Genomic DNA, 21075 nt, shown 5'->3' with positions numbered 1-21075 from the left:
TTTATGGTGACAAACCGACAGCGTTATCGTGAAAAAGTCTCCCAGATGATCAGCTGGGGGCATTGGTTCGCCTTGTTCAACATCCTGCTTAGCCTCGGGTTGGGCAGCCGCTATCTGTTTGTCGCCGACTGGCCTGCCTCGCTGCTGGGGCGCGTATATGCGCTGGTCAGCCTGTTAGGGCATTTCAGTTTCCTCGTCTTTGCTGGCTATTTACTGATTATTTTCCCCCTCACCTTTGTGGTGATGTCGCAACGGCTATTGCGTTTTATTTCTGCCGCGCTGGCCACCGCCGCACTAACGCTATTATTAGTCGACAGCGAAGTGTTTACCCGCTTCCACCTCCACCTGAATCCGGTGGTTTGGGAGCTGGTGGTCAACCCTGATCAAAGTGAGCTGGCGCGCGATTGGCAACTGATGTTTATCAGTGTGCCGGTACTGTTCTTGGTGGAGATGCTGTTCGCCACCTGGAGTTGGCAAAAATTGCGCAGCCTGAACCGGCGCAGCTTCGGCAAGCCGCTTGCGGCACTGTTTATGGTGTCATTCTTCGCCTCGCACCTGATTTACATCTGGGCTGATGCCAACTTCTATCGCCCAATTACCATGCAGCGCGCTAACCTGCCGCTCTCCTATCCAATGACTGCGCGTAAATTCTTGGAAAAACACGGCCTGCTCGATCCACAAGAATATGAGCGCCGCTTGATGCAGCAGGGCAACCCAGCCGCCGCCGCGGTAGAGTATCCACTGAGCGATCTCAGTTACCGTGATAAAGGCAGCGGTTATAATTTGCTGATGATCGTGGTGGATGGCGTCCGCAGCCAGGATATGGCGCAAGACATGCCTGCCCTCACCCGCTTCGCTCAGGAAAATGTGCGTTTTAGCAATCATTACAGCGCGGGTAACCACGCCGATACCAGTTTATTTGGCCTGTTTTACGGCATCCCACCAACCTATCTGGACGGGGTGCTCGCATCACGGAAATCGTCTGCGCTTATCAAAGCGCTGGGTGCGCAAGGTTATCAGTTCGGTCTTTTCTCTTCCGATGGCTTTAACGCGCCGCTCTATCGCCAAGCGTTATTGAGTGATTTCACCCTGCCGCCCGCGCAGATTCAAAGCGATGCGGCCACCACGCAGCAATGGCAACACTGGTTGGCTGACCAAGGCCATAATATGCCGTGGTTTTCCTATATCAATCTGCGTGGCAATCACACACCGGAAACGGCAGAAACCACGCAGCCAGTCCCTGCTGATTTTATCCAGCGTTACCGAAGCGGCGCACAGGACGTGGATAAACAAATAGCCAAGGTGCTCGCCACGCTAAAACAACGCGGGATGCTGGAAAACACCGTCGTCGTGATCACTGCCGAACACGGCGTTGAATTTGACGATACCGGGAAAGGCCGTTGGGGTTCAGGTAGCAGCTTTAGCTCCGCGCAATTGCAAGTACCATTGGTGATCCATTGGCCGGGTACACCGGCGCAAACCATTAACAAGCTAACCAGCCACAATGATGTGATGCGTACGTTAATGCAACGCCTGTTGCACGTAAGGACGGCAGCCAATGACTATTCGCAAGGCGAAGACCTGTTTACCGCACAACGTCGCAATAATTGGGTTGCCACCGGCAATAGCGATCTTTTGGTGATTACCACACCAACACAAACGATCGTGCTGGATAATAAAGGCACTTATCGTGCCTATGATAAGAACGATAATGAAATAAAAGATGAGAAACCCCAGCTTGGCCTGCTGTTGCAGGTGCTAACCGATGTAAAACGCTTTATCGCGAACTAACTGCTTAAAACTAAAGCAATCGAATCGGCTCATCTTGCATTAATCGCCGGAAAAGGTAGACTGGTAAAACGCGTCGGCATGTAGCGCAGCTTGGTAGCGCACCGTCATGGGGTGTCGGGGGTCGGAGGTTCGAATCCTCTCATGCCGACCAAACATTCCAGATAGGTCAAGGGGTTAATCGAAAGGTTAGCCCCTTTACTTTATGCACAACACTGAACATGTGTAACAACCCAATGCGCATGCGTTTGTGATTACCCCACCCTTCATATCTCGCCATGACGACTAACGGGAAACATCAAAAACTCCGTTCTCTCACTCACCTGTCACTCAGTCCTATTGGCTGATGCTCGCCAAGCAACGTATTCCGCAGCCTGAAAATGGGAAGGGTTTACGATCGTCATTATGAAACCCGAAGTCAGAATATTAGCGACGTGATCGATTATCTCGACAGGTTTGATCATCTGAAACGACGGCATTACCGTCTAGGGAACACATCGCCGGATGCATATCAACGACGACTACAGCAATCGGCCTAAATCAGTGTCCGGTTTGAGTTGAGCATTATCTATCCGTATTTGCATGGTGCAACCATTCCCACTTACATGAAGCTGGTCACAAAATGTGAATGACATTTTTAGTGGCTTATGTGAACGGTTACACACACCAAGCTTGTTAATAAGCCGTTACAGCTTGTTTTGCATAATTGTTAATGCCAATTGATGCATCAAACGCATCAGTTCATCAGTTTATTGCGCTTATTTACTTTATTTTCTTGTTCCAGTCTTCAGAAACTGACGCAGCAAAAACGTTAATTAGCAAACTGGAGATAGTGATGAATTCACCTAACGTACCTATGGCGAATCGGACAAAAATTGGCGCGATACTGCGTGTTACTTCTGGCAATTTTTTGGAGCAGTTCGATTTTTTTCTGTTCGGCTTTTATGCCACCTACATCGCACATACCTTTTTTCCGGCCAGCAGTGAATTCGCCTCGTTGATGATGACCTTCGCTGTATTTGGCGCTGGGTTTCTGATGCGCCCTATCGGCGCCATCGTGTTGGGAGCCTATATTGATAAAGTAGGGAGACGCAAAGGACTGATTGTTACCTTGTCGATTATGGCCGCAGGAACCTTCCTGATTGTACTGATTCCATCCTATCAGACCATCGGCATTTGGGCTCCGCTGCTGGTGCTGGGGGGCCGTTTATTACAAGGTTTCTCAGCCGGAGCTGAGCTCGGGGGCGTGTCCGTTTATCTGGCCGAGATAGCCACCCCGGGTCGCAAAGGCTTTTATACCAGTTGGCAATCTGGCAGCCAGCAGGTGGCTATTATGGTGGCGGCAGCGATGGGTTTCGCGCTGAATGCGGTCATGGAAGAAAGCGCGATTCGTGAATGGGGCTGGCGTATCCCTTTCTTGTTCGGCTGCCTGATTGTGCCTTTTATCTTTTTCCTTCGCCGCAAACTCGAAGAAACACAGGCGTTCAACGCCCGCCGCACCCATCTGGCCATGCGAGACGTGTTTAAAACTCTGTTAACAAACTGGAAGGTGGTTATCGCCGGCATGCTAATGGTTGCCATGACGACCACTGCGTTTTATCTGATCACGGTGTATGCACCAACCTTTGGTAAAAAGGTGTTGATGTTAAGCGCATCTGACAGTTTGTTAGTGACCTTGCTGGTAGCCATCTCTAACTTCCTCTGGCTACCAATAGGTGGTGCCCTGGCAGACCGTTTTGGTCGTAAGCCGGTGCTGATTACCATGGCACTGTTGGCGCTACTCACTGCTTATCCCGCGCTTACCATGCTTGCTGAAGCCCCCAGCTTTTCCATGATGCTGACCGTACTGTTGTGGCTGTCCTTCATTTACGGCCTCTATAACGGTGCCATGATCCCGGCGTTAACAGAAATCATGCCTACCGAAGTTCGGGTTGCTGGTTTCTCGCTGGCCTACAGTCTGGCAACTGCAGTCTTTGGCGGCTTCACACCGGTTATTTCTACCGCACTTATTGAATATACCGGCGATAAAGCGTCACCAGGGTATTGGATGTGTTTTGCCGCCTTGTGCGCATTACTGGCAACGCTCTATCTCTACCGCCGCAGCACGTTATCACTCCAAACTGCACGTTAAATCAGGGATTACATCATGCAAAAGTTCTCTCACTCACTCCTTATCACGCTGGTGCTTTCCTCTGTCAGCATGGGTGTACAGGCAAAAGACATTACCGTCATGATTTCAGGTGGCTTTAAAGCCGCACTGGAAAAACTGGCCCCACAATTCGAAGCAAAAAGTGGTGACAACCTCATTCTGATCTCTGGCCCTTCGATGGGTAAAACGCCGCAGGCGATCCCTGCACGCCTGGCGCGGGGTGAAAAGGCAGACGTCGTGATCATGGTGGGAGATGCACTGACCCATCTGCAAAATGATAACTGGATCCAACCGGGTTCACGGGTGGAACTGGCCGACTCGCCAATTGGCATGGTGGTCAAACGGGGAGCCCCTATACCCAAGATCGAGAAAACGGCAGACCTACGTAATACTCTGCTTCATGTTAAATCTATTGCCTACTCTGACAGTGCCAGCGGACGCTATATCAGCGGCCAACTGTTCAAAAAGATGGGGCTTGAAGCGGAGTTACAAGAGAAAGCGTATAAGGTTGAGCGTATTCCAGTGGCTGCAGAAGTGGCAAAAGGAAAATATGAACTGGGATTTCAGCAAGTCAGTGAACTGCTTCCCGTTTCTGGGGTGACCTTTATTGGCGAACTGCCAGAGGATGTGCAATACATTACTCGCTTTGCCGGCGCGATCACGGCTACAGCAGAACACCGTCAGCAAGGTAAAGCACTGCTGGATTTCCTGTCTTCCGCACAGGTTCAAAAAACCATTCGAGCCACCGGGATGAGATCCGTAAAAGCTGAGCAGCCTGCTAAGGAGAGTGATACTGCTCAGTAATCAACTTTTCTAACTCGGCGGCAATATGGGACTGAATACGGCCACTGCGTTTGATCAGGCCAACTGTGCGCTTGACAACCGGATCGGTTAACGGCAAATGAGTTAGCACGCCATGATCTGAGGATGGCATTGACATAGCGGGCACGGCAGCGATGCCGATGCCTGCTTCAACCATGCCCAGCAAAGTCGTTACATGGCGAGTTTCGCAAACACTAGGGCGTTCAGGCGTGATATGTTCCAACATCTGATCGAGCAGATTGCGGTTTCCTGAAGTCTTATCCAGCATGACGTAGTCCTGCTGATAAAATTCGCGCCAGGTCAGGCTTTTTTTACTGGTAATGGGGTGATCTCGTCTGCAAGCGGCTACGTAACCATCTGCAATTAAAGGAAGAAATTCGATATTAGGCTGCAAGTTGCTCGAAAAACAAATGCCGAAATCAGCCTGCCCACTCGTAACCGCCTCGATGACATTACCTGCACTGCTATCAATAAGTTTAACGCGAACGCGCGGATAGCGAGCCTGGAAGCGACGAATGACATCAGGCATAAAATAATAGGCAGCCGAAGGCACCGTCGCAACCGTGACCAACCCCATTCGAGTCTGGCTAACCTTATTGATATCCGCTAATACCAACTCAACATTTATCAGTAGCTGATCTGAACGTTCGGCAAAGGTCTGCCCATAAAGCGTCAGCGTAACCCGCCGGGTGGTTCTGTCGAACAACTTGATGCCAAGTGCTGATTCCAGCTTTTCGATCCTGCGGCTCAATGCTGATGGTGAAAGGCATATGGACTCCGCAGCCAGCCTAAAATTACCGTATTCAACCAAAGCGCGGAAGGCATAAAGATCGTTGAGATCAAAATTAACGGGCATGACGATAGACAATCCTTTAATAAGCAGTAATGGCTTGAAAAAGAGATGATAGCCCACCCAGCACGGTTAACGCAGTTAAACAGCGTCATTTGATGCCATAAAAATCATCGGGATGGGTTCCAGCGCTGACGTGGCGATGTTGTTTGTTGAGGCGGGTACGAACGAATAAAATGTGAATATGATGCTGCAAAGCAAAAAGCCACCTCATAAGAGGTGGCTTTTTAAATTGGTGCCGGCTACCGGAGTCGAACTGGTGACCTACTGATTACAAGTCAGTTGCTCTACCTACTGAGCTAAGCCGGCGAAATCTATTGGAAAGTGAACTCGTTTCCTTGGGGCGCAATATAATACAGCGCGGCGCTGGCGATCAAGCGTAATCAACAGATTGTTGGTTCAAGTGTTTAAAAAAGGTGCGCTCAAGGTTATTTCCCCACCAAAACCAGTTTCTCTGCGCTAAAAAACATCAAAATGGCTGAAATGAACGCTGCCAAGTGACGGCTGATGTTTTAGTTAGCGGTGCGCGACAGCCCAATACGGTGTGTTTCATCAGGCGTGACCAATGCCGGCACAATGCGTTTAACATTCCCTGTTTTGTCAGGCGATTCACCCAAGCAATTTTCCTGTTAAACCAAGACTGCCACCGGCATCACAAAACCATAATCCCACACCCGTGTATTATCCCCTTCGCTACCAAAATTTATTTTAATCTTTAAAAATAACAAGTTAATGACAATATTGCAGACATTGATAACAACAAGGAGAGTTTTGTGAACCGACTATTGACGACTATTATAGTAGCGCTGGGTATCAGCAGCAGCGGCCTTTATGCCTCACCTTTAGTGCCGCTCGAGCAAAAGGATACGTTGAAAATTATCAGTTATAACGCCTATTGGGGGATGAAATCAGACAAAACCGACGGCAAACAAAAATTTATCGCGTGGGCAAAAGAGCAGGACGCCGACATCATCGCCTGGCAGGAGATGAACCATTTCACCCGGGCGTCACTTGAGAAATTTGCTGAAAGTTATGGCCATCGCTACGCCGTGTTGCTAAAAGAACCCAAAACCCCCGGGGATGATGAGTTTTTCCCAACGGCCATCACCTCCAAGTATCCGATCGTCAATGTTCACAAAGTGGTGGATAACCTTTGGCATGGCGCGCTGTTCGCTGACGTCGGGAATTATCATTTTGTCGTCACGCACATGAATCCTTTCTGGACGAGTAAACGCATCGATGAAATGGATCTGATTCTGGATTCGATTAAGTACCACAGCGATCCGAACGGTAAGTGGATTATTGCTGGCGATCTTAACTCCTTGTCCCCGCTTGATAAGCCCGGCTACAACGAGGTGGAACTCGCCAATGACTTAAAAGAAAAAGAAGCCAAGCGCCCTATCCTTAAAAATTTGGTCGACGGGAAGCTCGACTACCGCGTGCAGCAAAACATATTGTCACGCGGTTTTATCGACGTATTAAAACAAAAATATCCCAATACGTTTGTGGCTACCGCACCCACCAAGATTTTCTACGATCAGGCAAAAACACCGCTGCGCTACGACTATATCTATGTCTCACCGATACTGAAGAACGATATTGTTGACGTTAAGGTGCTGAAAGACGCCTTCACCGACCAATACTCCGATCATTACCCGGTACAGATGATCCTCAAAAATAAATAATCCACCGCGGCACCAAGCGATAGCAACCCTTAGCCCTCGACTGAATATGCCGGGGCTATGGGGTATCTAATCGTTTATATTTCTATGATCAACATGGGCCGAAACACGCCAAACAGTCTTCCTGGGGCGATTCAACCTGTTCCTCGTCAACGGTCTGCCTGCATGTTTATCAGTGAGTTTTATCACTCAAAGGCGTCAGTTCAGCTTGCGTAAGCAAAGCGTAGTGGGACAGCAATTGTTTCAGATGTAACTCAGCCTGTGCCTGCAACGCCGCAGCCGGCATATTGGCCGTACGAATCGCCGTTAATTGACGCAATTGTTCCTCGACCGGTGGGTTGTGGTTAAACGCCTGCATGGTGGCGAACACCTCTGATTTCAGCTCGCTGACGGTCATGTATTTGCCTCGCTTTTCATCCAGGCCATTTAGCCTGTCGGCTAACTGTTGCAGTTTCTCCATCCCGTCATGCCAGCCGTTGAGCGCCTGCGCGGGTAACGCATTTGCCTCAAGATGTTGCCGCCATTCATGTTGCATTTCTGCGATAATCGGCCTATCCGGCCACAGCGTGTGCGCTTGTGATAACAGCGTCTGACCATATTGCAGTGACCAGCCAGGGGGCTGCGCCATCAACCACTTAAGTTGCGCTTCGCTCTGTTCAAGCCAGTTATCCGCTTGCTCGACGGTTAACGATTGGCGAACGGCAGAAAGTTGCTCCGCTGATAAGGCCTCCGGTAACGGCGCAAGAGCCACACTCTGCGGTGACGAAAAATACAGCTGATGCCAACCCCAAAACGCCAATGCGCTCATCAATAATGCAGTGCACATCCCAGCAATAAAGGTCATCACGCGCCGCGGCGCCGCGGTCTGCTGCTCCCTCACCGATTCGGGCTCAGGTTCCAACCTTTCTGAACCAGAGGCGGACGCAGGTTGCGGGCTGACGGTCTGTTTCGCTGCGAGGTTAGCTAACGCTTTTGGTGTAGACTTCGGCTGCGGGTTGGGTTGCTGCACCGCTATCGTCGGTGCAGCGTAAGCGACCGTTTCTGGCAGCGAGATTTTCACCGTTTCTGGCAAGACAAGCGCCTGTGGCGGCAGTACCACCGCCGGTTCAGCATGCTCGGCATGTAGGCCATTCTCTAATCGCGTAATCGCCTGTCGAACCTGTTGTAAAAGTACATCCATGCGACTTATCTGCTTGATTTCGTGGCGAGCCAGCGTCGCCAGTAAATCCATCAGACAATGTTCGCTCTGATACAGCAACGGTAGATCATCACGGTGATTCAAGGCCAGCGTGCGAAACACTTTTAGCAGCCGCTGAATCAGCCCGGTAATGATTTCAACCCGCGCATGGGTGTTGACGGGCCACATTACCGACCAATGACGCGCTAACAGCACGTCAGTGAGCGCCAGCCCTTCGTTCATGCCCGTTAGCCCAGCGGTATGGCTGTGCACCAAGGTGTACCATGCCGCCGTTTGTAGCTCGACGCCGTTATGTTCGAACAACCGCAGGCACAGCGTCTCGGCATATTTCCAATCCACATCAGGCCGAGCCGGATGCGACAGTTTCATCATTTCATCGCGCAACGCAGCATAATCCGGCAGCGTACGCGGATCGCTGCCGACGCGAAGGTGTTTAGCATTATTCACAAGAGACTATTCCATCAGTTTTTAATCGCAGGGAAGCCTTAATAAACGGGCTGATTATCAATAAACTGCCGTTGTTTAAGATGCCGCAGCAAGACTTTGCCCTCTGGCATAAACTCAGTGCCGTAACGCACCAGCCCCACGCCTTTCAACTCGGCGTCGATGGCGTAGCGCAGCTCACCGGGAATACTTTGCTCTAGCATCACCACATTGATTTTTTTTAGTCGCGGTTCATATTTCAACAATACATTGGAAAACGTGCTCATTAACTGGTGAGCCGTGCCGGGCATCCCCTGCAAAATTTTGGTCATATCTGGCAATCCATAATCCGGCAAATGCGCCAAGGTGCCCGCCCGGCAGTTAAGGATGCGCTGCATATTATCCAGTACCGACAAAATAACCTGATTTTCTTCGCTGACTTGATGCAGATTGAGCCCGCCGGCAAAGTTGCCGTACAGCATGTCATAAAGGGAAGGACGCGGCATTTCAGTCACCTTTTATCGGTTGTAGTGTCAGGCGGTTGTTACCGGCCTCAATAACTCTCGCCCGATCCGGCTCAAGCTCATCACGGGAAAGCACCACTCGCCAAGTATCATTAACCTGATCCGGCGACATGAACATCGCTGCCACCGCGACGAACTGGGCATCCGCCTCCATCGGCATATCCACCGTCACGGCGCCGCCCGGTTGCAGACGAATATCTTTCTCCGCCAGCCGCACGGCCTTAATCGCCTGGCCGTCATCGGCAAACAGCGAAGGATAATCGGTATCATCAAAGGTTTTGCGCTCTTTCAGTTGGTAAATCCGCACCACGGTCGAAAGCGCCTCACCTTTGTCGTTGCTGTTCACTGCCTCACGCGCACGGATATCCAGATGTAACGTCTTCACCTGTTTATAAAAAATGGATTTGGTCACGGCAACCGTGCCATCTGTCACTTTTTGCGTGAGCCCACACCCCACCAGCAGCGATAAGCCCCCCGCGAGCAGCACCCACCGTGCCGTATTACCACGCATAATCGCCATCCTCATCCGCCTCCCTTCTGTCGATATTTTCCTGAACACGCTCGTAGCGGCCCAAATTAATGACAATCGTTTTTTTAGCCTGTTGATTGCCCGTGACCAGCGGTTTCATCACCGCCGTGCGCCCCAGTTGAGCACAGCCAGCGTCTGCCGCACTGGTCATGCGTGCATCCGGCAACAACGCACGATCCACGCACAATTGCAGACGCACATCCAGGCGAGCCCCCAAATAAACATGCAGCAGCGCCATCAGATCAGTATGCAACTCACCGCCGGGTAGCCACCCCTTAACGTCTTGCGCATGGGCGGGGGTAAGCCGCATCAGCACTTGGCTGTTGACGTCGGTCGCATAAGCCCCCATCACCGGTCGCCCTGCCAGACTGACCGGCTGGCCTACGCTGATGGTCAGCGGTTTTTTCAGCGCGATGCGCCGCCGATCGTGCTGCCAGATGCTCACCTGTGTATCCGGTGCCAACAGGCGCACCAGTGATGCCATCCCTTCCGCCGTGCGCCCCGGCAATAACATCACCGGCAGCAACGCCAAGAAACGTGAGGCCGGTGTAGCAATATTTTCCGCACAGCCGTCAATGCCCAACCCCGCCAGCCCCAGCAAATATTGCGAGGTTTTATCCTTTCCACCGGCGGCAAAGGTGGCGGGATAAGAATATTTTCGCCAAATCCGATAATACTGAGCAATTAATCGATGGTTGAAAATATCGAGGAAATCCGCCGTCGCCTCATAGCCTTCCCGCCGCTGGGTAATATCATCGATATAATGCGTCGGCAGCGGCGACTCCACGCCGTACAGTCCCATAAAGGTGACTCTGACGGTTGGCGGCAGATGGGGGTGTTGTGCATCTTCTAGGCCTTTCATTTCCGCGGCCGGAAACCCCATTCCCGGATGCGGGCGAAAACGAACCGGTTCGTGGCGAACCTGCCAGCTACTGCCGATCACCGGTTTATCCGGCTGGCTCTGCTCAAGCAACTGGCAGAAGCGATAAAAGTGGGTGTACGGCAGCCGTTTACCCAACTGTGCCATCAGCCGGGCAGGCGCGGATAATGATTCTCTTTCCACCGTATGCATTTTCCTTCTGGCTGAACAATCAACGTAAGCTGGTTAAACTGGTTCATATCGGTATACAGGGCAAAAAATCGGTTCAGCAGTTCGCCAAACAGATGGATATCCCCTTCCCCGGTAAAGCCGTTGCTATCGAGTGTGACCTCAATATCCAACCCGCGTAGCAAAAAACCCGCTTCAAAGCGCTGAATTCGATGGTGCGCCACCCGCTGGATCGCCTCCAGACGGCGGGTGTTCATTTCGTCTTCTTGCCAGTTATAGAGCGCCAGCGTACCGCGCAGCACTTCTGCACTGCTCATCATATTAAGAAAACCCGAGCCCAAATGGCTGAGCACCCGCCAGTGAAAACGATCTTCTGCCGGGGGATAAACCGGCAGCGTCGGCTTGCACAGATTTCTGACGGTGACCGGGGTCTGTACCACCTGCTCACACCGGTCTAACAGCGTGCTTTGCAGCGCCCGGCGCGGTAGCTGACCATTGGTGCCGGTAATACGTAACGACACCGTTTCCCGGGCAATGTGACGATCGTCTTCCCACTGGTGCCCGCCCAGTATCAGCCAGGTATCGTGTAACCCGGTGACGCCGCGCTTCACCCGCGTGTGGTAGTAGCGTGGCGGCGCATGGCGGCGCATCATGCCGCCTTTGTGACGAAAACTGCTGAACGGCACATATTCGGCCTGCCCGGTGCGGCCAGAACCCATCACGGCATCGACGGAGTAGATCTCAGTATGGCCGTCCTGTAGCCGTTTCGGCCGCAACAGATATTCACTCTCAAGCCCCGTAATGGTGAGCGGATCGGCTTCCAGCGTGAACAGATTGATCACCGGTACACAGTGCAGACGGATGTCGTCGTCGGTGAGCGGTAAATCCGCAGGCCAAGATTGTTTGAGCACCACCTCGATATCAAAATAGGCCACGCCTGACGGCAGCGTAATGTCGTCCAGCCCATTGAGCTGAACAAACATAAATTTTTCGCGAAAGGTGAAATACTCCAGCAGCAACTGATACCCGGCAAACGCCGCTTCGCCCTTAGGCCACAGGCCATCCTCTTCACTAAATCCCCCCGGCGAGAAGTAGCCGTCGAGCCGGATGCGTTCAAGCTGTTCAGGAAGACGCAGGTACATCGCCGCCTGACGTTTGGTCAGCATCAGATGCAACAGGCTACTGATCGGGGCTTCGGCGGCAAGGTAAAGACTTAATCGGCGGAGATTAGCCTGCGCCCAATCCGCTTGCTGACTACAGGCAAAACGAATACGCAACAGCGAGCGCCCATCCTGTTCGGTCGTCATGGTGACGGCGGACACGCTAAGCGGATTGAGCGTCATGTCGCAGGTAGTACGGTAACGGCAGACGGTATTTTTTGGCCCCACCGGTTGGGAGTACACTTCCAAACCTGCCGGTACCGACTCTGCCATTTTCATGGCGGGTAATTCAGGCGTAAGCGCCACCACCGATAGCGACGGAATGGTCCGCAAATAGTGCGGCCACAGCATACTGACCAGCCCTTCGGTCAGTTCCGGCAGGTCGTCATCAATTTTCTCGCGCAGCCGCCCCATGGAGAAGGCAAAGCCTTCGAACAGGCGTTCTACATACGGGTCGGGCGTGCCCGCCTTGTCCAAGTCAAGCATCGCCGCCCGGTCGGGGTGGGTCTGAGCAAACTCTTTTGCCGCTTCACGCAGATAGCGCATTTCCGCGTCAAAATAGCGCAGGGTTAAATCGTCCATTGTTTTTTATTTTTCCGTTGAGTTTTACCCGCACAGCACCGCCGCACGCGCCGGATCGATAGCGATCAACCCGGCGAGAAGCTGCTCCATAGCGGGACCAAGGCGGGCTTTATCTGCCTCGCTACGCCCGGCTTTCATCCGTAACAGCTTAAGGTGGCGTGCCCGTACTTCAAACAGCAAACCCGGTTCCCACTGTGCCAGCGTGACGCCGCTGGCGCGCGCATCCAACTCGCACAGCAAATGCACCGCCAACTCATTCTTGCCGTACTGCTCGGCCACCCGCGCCATCAGCAGGCGCAACAGCCATTTCTGACGTGCGGTGGTGATCCCGGGGCGATTCTGCAACCAGTTCAGCGCGGCTTCGGTGCCGTCGCTGTCGGCAAGCGCGACCGCTTCCGGCTCCAACTGCAAGATGTCGTCATCCGCCACGCTATCTGACACGGTTACCGCCTCACCGCCCCAACTGCCGACCGTATCCAGGACGTTTTGCTGTATCCAGTTCAGGGTGACCTCATCGGCAAACGGCGTACCGTCGTTAAAAGCCAGGGTTTCCAGCCCGGTAAGGCGGGTGAGTAACCCTTTCAGATCGGCCGCCACAATCTCGGCCAGCGCCTCCTGCCCCGATTTCAACAACGCCTGATGGGTATACCACTGTAAATCTAACCACAGGTGATTGGCAGCACGCGAGAACAGGCTGTCTGATTGTTCCAGCATTTCGCTCCAACTCTGCTGGAGATACAAACGTTTCAGTAGCGCACGCTGGTCCGGCTTCGGCGGTTCAATACGCGTGCGGCCATCGGCAGCCAGCGCCGGCAGTGCCTGAAGCGTGTCATGACGCAGGCTTTTCATCAGATGATGAGCGGCCAGCCAACCACCCGGTTGATCGCGCAGATAACCAGACAGCAACCGCCCTTGGTCGATCAAATCCCGACCGGAGGTAATCGTGCTCAGCACCGGCTGCAAAGACGGGCTGTCAGCGGCTAACGCATTATCGGTGGTCATCTGGGGAACCACCGCATCCATCCCCCCAGCGCTGAGCAGACGTGACTCCAACACGCTGTAAAGGCCACTCAACTGTGGCCGCGTGTCGTCCGGCTCGGCGTCAGTGAATTGCGCCATCAGCAGTAACGCCCCCACGGTACGCAACGCCTCTTGCCTGATCACTTCGGGATACAGTGAAAGGCTGTCTGTCATACGTGAACCCGCTAACCATTCGAGCGCCGCTTTGCGGCTGCGTTCGCGCCGCGGATGAAGCTGGGCGCCAAAACGCGCAATCAGCCCGGCCAACAGTTCCATGCCGTCGGCCAGCCCGCGCTCACCTTCGCGATGTAGCTTTGCCCAGCAGTAATAGGAGGCCACACGGATGTCTTTTGTCGTCGTGGTGAGCAGTTTTTCAGCCAGCGTACAAACCAGTTCCGTATCGGCACCGGAAAGTTTGTTCACCTCCTCACGCATCTGCTGAAAATCATCGTCGTAGCCGGGATCGTCCCCCGCTGCCGCCTCTCCCGGCACCGGCTGTAACCAGCTATCCCAGAGTGCAATCCGCTCACGGGTTTGCTGTAACAACGCGTCCTGTTCTGCCTGATAGGCATTGAGCAGCGAATGCAGTGACGCCATCAGTCATTCTCCTTGGTTTTCATTCTTATTCCCGCTCTACGAATACTTCTTTATATAAAGATAAAAATTAATTGATCGTTATAAATTAAAAAGTCATTCAAATAGATCATATAATTCTGATGAGTTTCTCGCGCCCTCATTTAGCGCTCAATAGCCATCCTTGGCCAATTTTCCAAATAATCGGCACGCTTATTTTATGCGCTAGGCTTTCTTCGGGAAACTCGATACATCAACGTAATATTTTTTAAAATTATCCTGGGCCACATAAACCGTGATAGTTTCATCATTGATATACGGTGACGGGTCATAATAAAAATTCGCGCTATTAAACAAATAGACCTGATTGGAACTGGGATCCAACCACTGGCAAACAATCCGCCACGGCGAACGGCCATTGAACTCAATGGCTTCGTTGATCTCAACGCCCACAATTTTTGCCGTTACTGGTTTCCCCGTATGTATCAACCGATGGTGCTTATGGCCTTTGTTTAACAGCCCGTAGCCAACCGCGCCAATCAGCAGCAGGACAATGCCAAAGATGCCGCTGAAAGCCGGGGCAAAATAAAGCCCCGTGGCATCATTAATCCGGGCTTGAGCCGCCTCGCCCTGACGATAGATAACCTCTACGGTTTTACCAAGACTATTACGGTAAGAAGAACTCCCCACTGAGGACTCAAAAATGACCGTTTTCCCGGCCTCGTCCACGAAGGTGATTTCTGGATACCAAACCGGTGACGATGAGCTATCACTGCGGCTATAACGCAGATCCGTTACTTCCCCTTCGGCATGCAAGGCATTTTGCTGAAAACTATACGTTGTGTAAGCTAAATAACCGGCAAGACATAACAGCACTAGCCCAATAACCGCCATAATCCCAAAGACTTTTTTCATTTTACCCTCGATTCACGTCCATTTTTGTTTAAATAACAATCTAACCGCCATTCAGTGCACCGATTCGGCAAAAATATCTTCCTCGAACGACAACCACGATGGCCGCTCGCTGCCCCCTCCGTCCATCCCGTACTCCCCCCTGGCCACCAACCTAATGTGCACTGCGCAGAGAAGGCCGCAACGGCATCACTCGTTCCCGTCAGTGTGATTAGGTTGCGCAGTGGTTTGCACCTGCGACGTATCAACACTGAAGATCGTTTTTGGCAAACGGAAATTGCGCAGTTTAAGCAACGCCAGCGGCCCTTCGCCCGCTTCGGTTCGCAGCGTGTAGTTAAGATAGCGCCCGTCCTGCGCCTGCCAGCGCAGCTGATAACTGCTGCTCACCCCCGGATAGGCGCTGACTGCGGCTTTATCCAGCAGACGCACCCAACCCCAAACGCCGGGCAAATCCGCATATTGACGGGTGCCCGCCTGCACGCTTACCCAGCTTAAGGTCGCGCCCGGCGCTTCGGTATCTGCCGGCCAGGCGAAGCGTTTCCATTGCGGCAACTGGTTGACGTAGGTCAGCTTCTGACGATCGATAATCATATTGGTCTGCATCACCCCCGTTGCCGTGCCAGGCCGCAGTTCAAAGTGCAAGCCGGCTTCCCCGTTGGTGAACACCACATCAGAAATATGGCTCAGGCTATTCATCGCTTGTAAAAATGCCGGGTTGAAGGTCAGCCCCTGCGAATTAATGCTGTCTGGCACCCAACGGCTACCCTCGCGATGCAACACCCCTTTCAGACGCGTATGAAGGAACTGCGCAATACGCCCTGAATCCGCATTCAGATATTTCGCCAGTAACGGCAACGACACATCGCTGCGGCTGTTATTGAACGGATAGCGGCCGCTAAAGGCGCGGTTCCAATCACTGACCACCGCTTGCTGCCACTGGGCATTCAGGCTGTCTGCCGCCGGCATCAGCACCTGTTGCCAGGCTTGCTCCATCGGCTGGACAAACACCGTATTGCCAAACCCGCTCCATTCCTGGCCTAACCCCGCCGCGATCAGGCTGCCATAGTCACGGGTTTCGGTCAGATCCACCGCTTTACCCTGAAACACGGTTTGCGCCAGTGCCTGCGCCATCGCCTGTGGATCGGGCGCGTTGGTCACCTGCTGCAGCCGCAGACGGACCTGCGTCACCCGGGTCAGATAGGTCTGTAAGCTCTGCGCCTGCGCGCCAGCGTTGTTTTTATCCATCAGCGCCATTACTGGGCCAAAGGTCGCATCTAACGGGCCCTGAGCGCCAGCGTGTTGGTCGAGGTTGCCTTTATTCTCCCTGCCCAGCAGATTCTTCGCTGATTTTACCAGCGAGTCAGAGAGCGCCTCACCGGTCTGCCCGGTGCGCCCCTGCACATTCAGGGTATTCATCAGCGCCACCAGCGGAGACTGGCGAACATCGGCGATCAGCGTTAACTGATCTATGGCGTCCGACAGCGTTATCGCCTGCTGCAACCGTATGCTGTTGAGGAACGCCAGCCAAGCACCGCCAAAATCGGCAAAATAGCGTTCGGTCAAGCGCTGCTGTAGCGCTTCCGGCGTACTTTCCTGCTGAGCCGACTGTTGACTGTCCGTCAGCACCCAATCCAGCTCGTCACGCCGTGCTTTAACCACCTTTTCAATCGCCAGTTGCACCGCCTGTGTCCAGGCCTGACGGGTGAACATCCCCGGCACCACCTCTGCGGTGGTAAACAGGCGCGATGCCTCGGTATCACCGGTCATGTCTTCCAGTCGCATATCCGCATACTGGTTCGCCACCTCTGAGAGCATTTTCTGATACAGGCTGGATTCGCTGTTACGCATCCCCATCAGCCGGACCAGCAACGCCCGCGCCTGACTGACCCTGTTTTCATCCGCTGGCAACCGCCATTGCGGATGGGTGCCCAGACTGGTGCCATAAAAGGCCAGCATTGATGCCGCCATGCCCTGCCAGACACCGTCCTTTAGCCCTTGCCGCTGCGGCCAATCAGCCAATAACGTGCGGCTGAACCAATCCGCGTCCATCCGTTCAGGGCGTGTCAGCATCAGGTAGAGTTTGAGCCGATCATAGGTGGCTTTCGCCATCCGTTCGCGCTGCGGGTTTTCCGGCGGCAACGCAATGAAGGCATCAAGCTGTTGCCGCAGATGCGCGGCTGCCGCATCACGTAATAACGGCTGGGCGCTGTGGTTGTAACGCGGCCAAAGGGCCGCCAACAGCGCATCGTTACGGTTGAGCCCGGCGCGGGTATACCACGGCAAACCGTGCCCGGCGCGGTATTGCAGACGCTCTAAGGTTTTCTGCAACCCGGCCAACGCCTGCAAGCGTTCAGACTGCGATGCTGCCTGCTGCGATAGCTGCGCCACCTGCCCTTGCGCGTGGCGAATCATACTGCGGTTGCTGAAAAACGAGACCACCATCCAAGCGCCCCACAGCACCATGAGCAGCGCCAGCGTGGCGGCCATCACTCGCCGCCTGTTAACACCCGGCTTACGTGGGCGCAGGCTGTCTGGAAGCTCGCGGAGCGCCGCCGGCAACACATCCCAACGTTTATCCCAGCCCCAGTGGTGTTGCACTTGACGTTCTGCGCCAGCAGACACCTGGCTGAACACCACCCCAGCCAACCGCAACGGCCGATACGGATTCAGCATCACCGCCAACGGATCGGCTATGCTCTGCGGCTCACGTACCAGTTGATCGGCCAGCGCCAGCAAAAAACTGTGTTGCGGTGCAGCACAAATCTGCTGAATACCTTGGGTCGTCAGTTCCTGCGAGAGCGCCCCAAGCTGGACCGTCAATACCTTCGCGTTACACCCCGCCGGCAACAAACAGCCCGTCGCCTGCGTGATACGCCCGGCGGGTTTGCCCGCACGCGGATGCAGCGACCAGACATACAGCGGCAGTTGCCAGCCTAACGCCTCATTACGGCTGCTAATGGCATGGGCAACGCTATCCATAGTGCTATCGGTAGGGACGGATGACGGCGGTGGCAGATCCGGCGCGGGCAGGCGGTCAAATGCCGAGGTCACCCAGACCATGCCGTCTGCCGGGCGGTAGCGCAGTTTTCGCAGCGCCGTCAGCCACGGAGTATCGGCCGGAGTATGCAGATCGCCGCCCCACAGTAGCAAGGTACCCCGGTCTTCCTGCCAGTATTGCGACGTCAACCCGGGGGTGAGTTGTTCCACCTCTCCGGGCGTACCGGTCACCAGCAGAATGCGGACTTTGCGGGGCCAACCGCGGCCATAGAGATGGCGCATTGCCTGATGAATATTTTTAACCAAGGCTGTTTTTTCATTTCGTACCTGGGTCGTTACCGCACCTTTTGGCTCGTTCCCCGTCTGCAATCTAAATTTTTGAATAAAACTCAATGAAATCAGCCACTGCCATAGGCGAACAAACAAATCATCAAAAAGCATAATGGCCAGACATACAGAAATAACAATCAATGATGCCGTCAGTTTTTTTTCTTTTGATGAAAGCTGCAAAAACGGATTATCTATCCAGATAAGTCCTGCTCCCAGTAGCATAACGACGGCAACGATTATCCATGTGCTAAGTCGCTTCTTTTTAACCACGTTTTTATTCCCTCTGCATCATGATACCGAACGGACAATAAACTGATGGGGCGTTACATCCTGAATAACCCCCCACTGAGCCTCGCCAGTTGTTTGGGCATGCTCGCTGGCGCATATTAAGGCAATATTCCCCACGGCAGCCCCTGGCTTGCCAAACAAATCATCCAGTAAGTAGTCGTTCTGTAATCCAGGTAAATAACCGCTACGTTCCATTTTCTGAAGAATTTCGCCCATTGCCTTGTCTTTTAACTGCACCCGCCAAAGCGTGAAAGCCTCTCCACGGGTGAGTCTTCCCCAAAGCGCAGTGTCTTCAACGGTATTTGACTGGCCTTCATCCATAACCGGTCGGTGAACGTTGGCAATAACAGTTGCAGTGTGGTTTTCCTGCCATTCAGGGGAAGCCAAGAGCAGCGCTGAAACGGATTCTGACTGGTTATCTCGATCGTCAAGAAATAAGTTAATCTCAACGGAAAGCATAACGTTGACGTCATTGCTATCCAGCCAAGTATCCAGCCACATCAAACCATCATCTTGTACAAATAGGTTTATTGCCGCAACTGAATAGGTTGATGGAAAAATTTGTTGCCAAACAGAAAGGATTTGCTCATCTTCCAGCGAACCATCATGCCGAAGACGAATAGATAGTGGCTCATCAATATTATCTAATTCTGGCTTCAGCATTTTAATAATATTCTCCACATAATGCGCCAAGCGCTGCCGATATTTTTCAAACGTGAAAATATCAGAACCAGCAGCAAGCCGCGCACTGGTCACCGTAGCTTGGCGATGTGGGGAAAAATAAGACTGCAACATGCAATTACCTTGCACCAAAACAGAAGCCAGCTTGTTACATGCGCCCGGTGTAATATATGCTTTTCCCAAAATAGCGACCGCACGCTGCCCATGAAGGACCTGCCGATCGTATTGTTCCTGATGCAGATGATTCCACCAAGCAATTCTGTCGCGCTCATTTTCGAAAAAATGTAACCGGCAAGCATAGCAGCCGCCCCCCACAAGGAAAGGCACAGCAATAATGCAAAACCAAAACCAGGCAGTGTTAGTCGATATGCTGTTAGGCCAAAAAAATAATGTACAGATAATCCAAACCACAGCGATAAAAATGGTCACTATAAACCACGTTATTTTGTTAGGCGCTTTCGGGGACGGCTCTTTGGCTGGTATTTTATTTAACTCAACAGGCATAAATTATCATCGTCCCGCATTCGATAAAGAGGTAATCAGTGTGCAGCCACAACCACATCGATGCCCATGAAGGGCAATCGGTTTTCCGTTAATTTTAGCGCCCTCATCCCCTTCACAAATATACGTTTCACCGTGATGTGGACACGATACTTTATCCCCAACACAGGAAACATTTTTACCCATAAATTGAACACCAGAACTGCCTTCCAAGACAGTACCTCCATGCGTGGTTGTATCACCGACACGAATAACTCCAAACATTTACTCACCTTGAATTAAACGTAATTATCTAGGAATACACTTGCAATCATCTATATTGCAGAGTGTTATATAGATATATTTAAAATATTTTCACAATAGCGAAATAACTCTTTATATTGCTCTTTGAGCTAACCATGATGACTTCACAAGGGATTATCGCAGGCCAGCAACAAAACATATCCTTGTTTCATCATGTCTCCTTATATCGCCAGAGGCATTACTTCACCGGCTGCGGACTGTTAACCACACAACGAACCGTGGTGACAAAGGTAGCTCTAGTATCCCGACTACGCTTAAAACGGGCAATGGTCAGGCCTTTAAAGGGACCTGAGGTTTCCGCTCCACGCAACACTTTAGTGTATTTACCCTCATGATCTTTATATACGGGTTTTTCCGGCCCCTGAGGGTCAACAGCAGGAGAGTGTTGGTAATAGTCCGGATCATACCAGTCCTTGACCCACTCATACCCATTGCCTGCCATATCATAAATACCCAGCGGGTTAGGCGGATAGCTGTCCCCGGGTAATGTGGTCCAAATCCCGCTAGTTAACCCCATTTTTCGGGCAAACTCTTCACGATCCAACGAGCCGGAGATATTAATGCCACGTTGGATACCGTCCATTTCTAGCACGCCGCTGTTGGTGGCCACAATAAAAAATTGCCCCCGGCTGCGGGCGGCATACTCCCACTGCGCTTCGGTCGGCAAAGCAAACGGCAGGCCGCTCACCTTGCCCAGCCAGGCGCAGTATTGCTC

At 52.6% G+C, this 21075-nt stretch carries 16 protein-coding genes, 2 tRNA genes and 1 pseudogene; 6 read left to right on the top strand and 13 right to left on the bottom strand.

Translation table 11 applies throughout. The features are described from left to right. Positions 1 to 3 precede the first annotated feature (3 nt). From yejM to ACQKDS_RS04195, 5 genes and pseudogenes are all read left to right on the top strand, one after another. Entirely contained in the window at positions 4 to 1791 is a 1788-nt protein-coding gene (gene yejM, locus ACQKDS_RS04215) for an LPS biosynthesis-modulating metalloenzyme YejM (protein ID WP_399667006.1), read from the top strand. A 74-nt stretch (positions 1792 to 1865) separates the two neighbouring features. Then, positions 1866 to 1942, top strand: a tRNA-Pro gene (locus ACQKDS_RS04210). A gap of 217 nt (positions 1943 to 2159) precedes the next feature. Beyond that, positions 2160 to 2327, top strand: a pseudogene (locus ACQKDS_RS04205) (IS3 family transposase); the annotation flags it as partial. A gap of 296 nt (positions 2328 to 2623) precedes the next feature. Beyond that, positions 2624 to 3919 (top strand): MFS transporter, encoded by a 1296-nt coding sequence (locus ACQKDS_RS04200; RefSeq protein ID WP_399667009.1) that lies wholly within the window; start codon positions 2624 to 2626, stop codon positions 3917 to 3919. A gap of 15 nt (positions 3920 to 3934) precedes the next feature. Continuing rightward, positions 3935 to 4741: a substrate-binding domain-containing protein gene (locus ACQKDS_RS04195; protein WP_399667012.1), complete on the top strand. Its 807-nt coding sequence runs from the start codon at positions 3935 to 3937 to the stop codon at positions 4739 to 4741. On the opposite strand, the gene ACQKDS_RS04190 is transcribed toward ACQKDS_RS04195, so the two are convergent. Together ACQKDS_RS04190 and ACQKDS_RS04185 are read right to left on the bottom strand one after the other, a co-directional pair. Beyond that, a complete protein-coding gene (locus tag ACQKDS_RS04190; protein ID WP_399667015.1) occupies positions 4716 to 5615 on the bottom strand; it encodes a LysR family transcriptional regulator in 900 nt (299 codons plus the stop codon). The two genes, ACQKDS_RS04195 and ACQKDS_RS04190, sit on opposite strands and share 26 nt — an antisense overlap. Before the next feature lie 227 nt (positions 5616 to 5842). After that, positions 5843 to 5918, bottom strand: a tRNA-Thr gene (locus ACQKDS_RS04185). A 464-nt stretch (positions 5919 to 6382) separates the two neighbouring features. On the opposite strand from ACQKDS_RS04185, the gene ACQKDS_RS04180 reads away from it, so the two are divergent. Continuing rightward, on the top strand, positions 6383 to 7294 hold the full coding sequence (locus ACQKDS_RS04180) for an endonuclease/exonuclease/phosphatase family protein (protein WP_399667018.1): 912 nt from the start codon (positions 6383 to 6385) through the stop codon (positions 7292 to 7294). A gap of 169 nt (positions 7295 to 7463) precedes the next feature. Here ACQKDS_RS04180 and ACQKDS_RS04175 read toward each other — a convergent pair whose 3' ends face one another. The 11 genes from ACQKDS_RS04175 to ACQKDS_RS04125 all read right to left on the bottom strand — a co-directional run. Then, positions 7464 to 8936, bottom strand: a complete 1473-nt coding sequence (locus ACQKDS_RS04175; protein ID WP_399667021.1) for a VasL domain-containing protein — start codon at positions 8934 to 8936, stop codon at positions 7464 to 7466. A gap of 38 nt (positions 8937 to 8974) precedes the next feature. Then, the gene (gene tssE / locus ACQKDS_RS04170) at positions 8975 to 9418 is read right to left on the bottom strand and encodes a type VI secretion system baseplate subunit TssE (RefSeq protein ID WP_399667024.1); all 444 of its coding nucleotides are present in this window, start codon (positions 9416 to 9418) and stop codon (positions 8975 to 8977) included. 1 nt (position 9419) lies between these two features. Continuing rightward, positions 9420 to 9956: a type VI secretion system lipoprotein TssJ gene (tssJ, locus tag ACQKDS_RS04165; RefSeq protein ID WP_399667027.1), complete on the bottom strand. Its 537-nt coding sequence runs from the start codon at positions 9954 to 9956 to the stop codon at positions 9420 to 9422. After that, positions 9937 to 11037, bottom strand: coding sequence for a type VI secretion system baseplate subunit TssG (gene tssG, locus ACQKDS_RS04160; protein WP_399667030.1), 1101 nt, complete (start codon positions 11035 to 11037; stop codon positions 9937 to 9939). Before tssG ends, tssJ begins: the two co-directional genes overlap by 20 nt. Further along, entirely contained in the window at positions 10992 to 12755 is a 1764-nt protein-coding gene (gene tssF, locus ACQKDS_RS04155; RefSeq protein ID WP_399667033.1) for a type VI secretion system baseplate subunit TssF, read from the bottom strand. Before tssF ends, tssG begins: the two co-directional genes overlap by 46 nt. A 24-nt stretch (positions 12756 to 12779) precedes the next feature. Continuing rightward, on the bottom strand, positions 12780 to 14372 hold the full coding sequence (gene tssA / locus ACQKDS_RS04150) for a type VI secretion system protein TssA (RefSeq protein ID WP_399667036.1): 1593 nt from the start codon (positions 14370 to 14372) through the stop codon (positions 12780 to 12782). Positions 14373 to 14573: 201 nt separating this feature from the next. Further along, positions 14574 to 15263, bottom strand: a complete 690-nt coding sequence (locus ACQKDS_RS04145; RefSeq protein ID WP_399667039.1) for a DUF3592 domain-containing protein — start codon at positions 15261 to 15263, stop codon at positions 14574 to 14576. A gap of 186 nt (positions 15264 to 15449) precedes the next feature. Next, a complete protein-coding gene (locus ACQKDS_RS04140; RefSeq protein WP_399667110.1) occupies positions 15450 to 18809 on the bottom strand; it encodes an ImcF-related family protein in 3360 nt (1119 codons plus the stop codon). A gap of 66 nt (positions 18810 to 18875) precedes the next feature. Beyond that, positions 18876 to 20060 carry a hypothetical protein gene (locus ACQKDS_RS04135; protein ID WP_399667042.1) on the bottom strand — a complete coding sequence of 395 codons (1185 nt, stop codon included), beginning with the start codon at positions 20058 to 20060 and terminating at the stop codon, positions 18876 to 18878. A 6-nt stretch (positions 20061 to 20066) separates the two neighbouring features. Next, entirely contained in the window at positions 20067 to 20321 is a 255-nt protein-coding gene (locus ACQKDS_RS04130; RefSeq protein ID WP_399667045.1) for a PAAR domain-containing protein, read from the bottom strand. Between the two features lie 217 nt (positions 20322 to 20538). After that, the coding region (locus ACQKDS_RS04125) for a formylglycine-generating enzyme family protein (RefSeq protein ID WP_427673872.1) at positions 20539 to 21075 on the bottom strand (537 nt) is incomplete at its 5' end.

The sequence above is a fragment of the Serratia sp. NPDC078593 genome (genome assembly GCF_050268245.1).
GTDB lineage: Bacteria > Pseudomonadota > Gammaproteobacteria > Enterobacterales > Enterobacteriaceae > JBNNGK01.
This window is presented reverse-complemented; position numbering and strand designations above follow the sequence as displayed.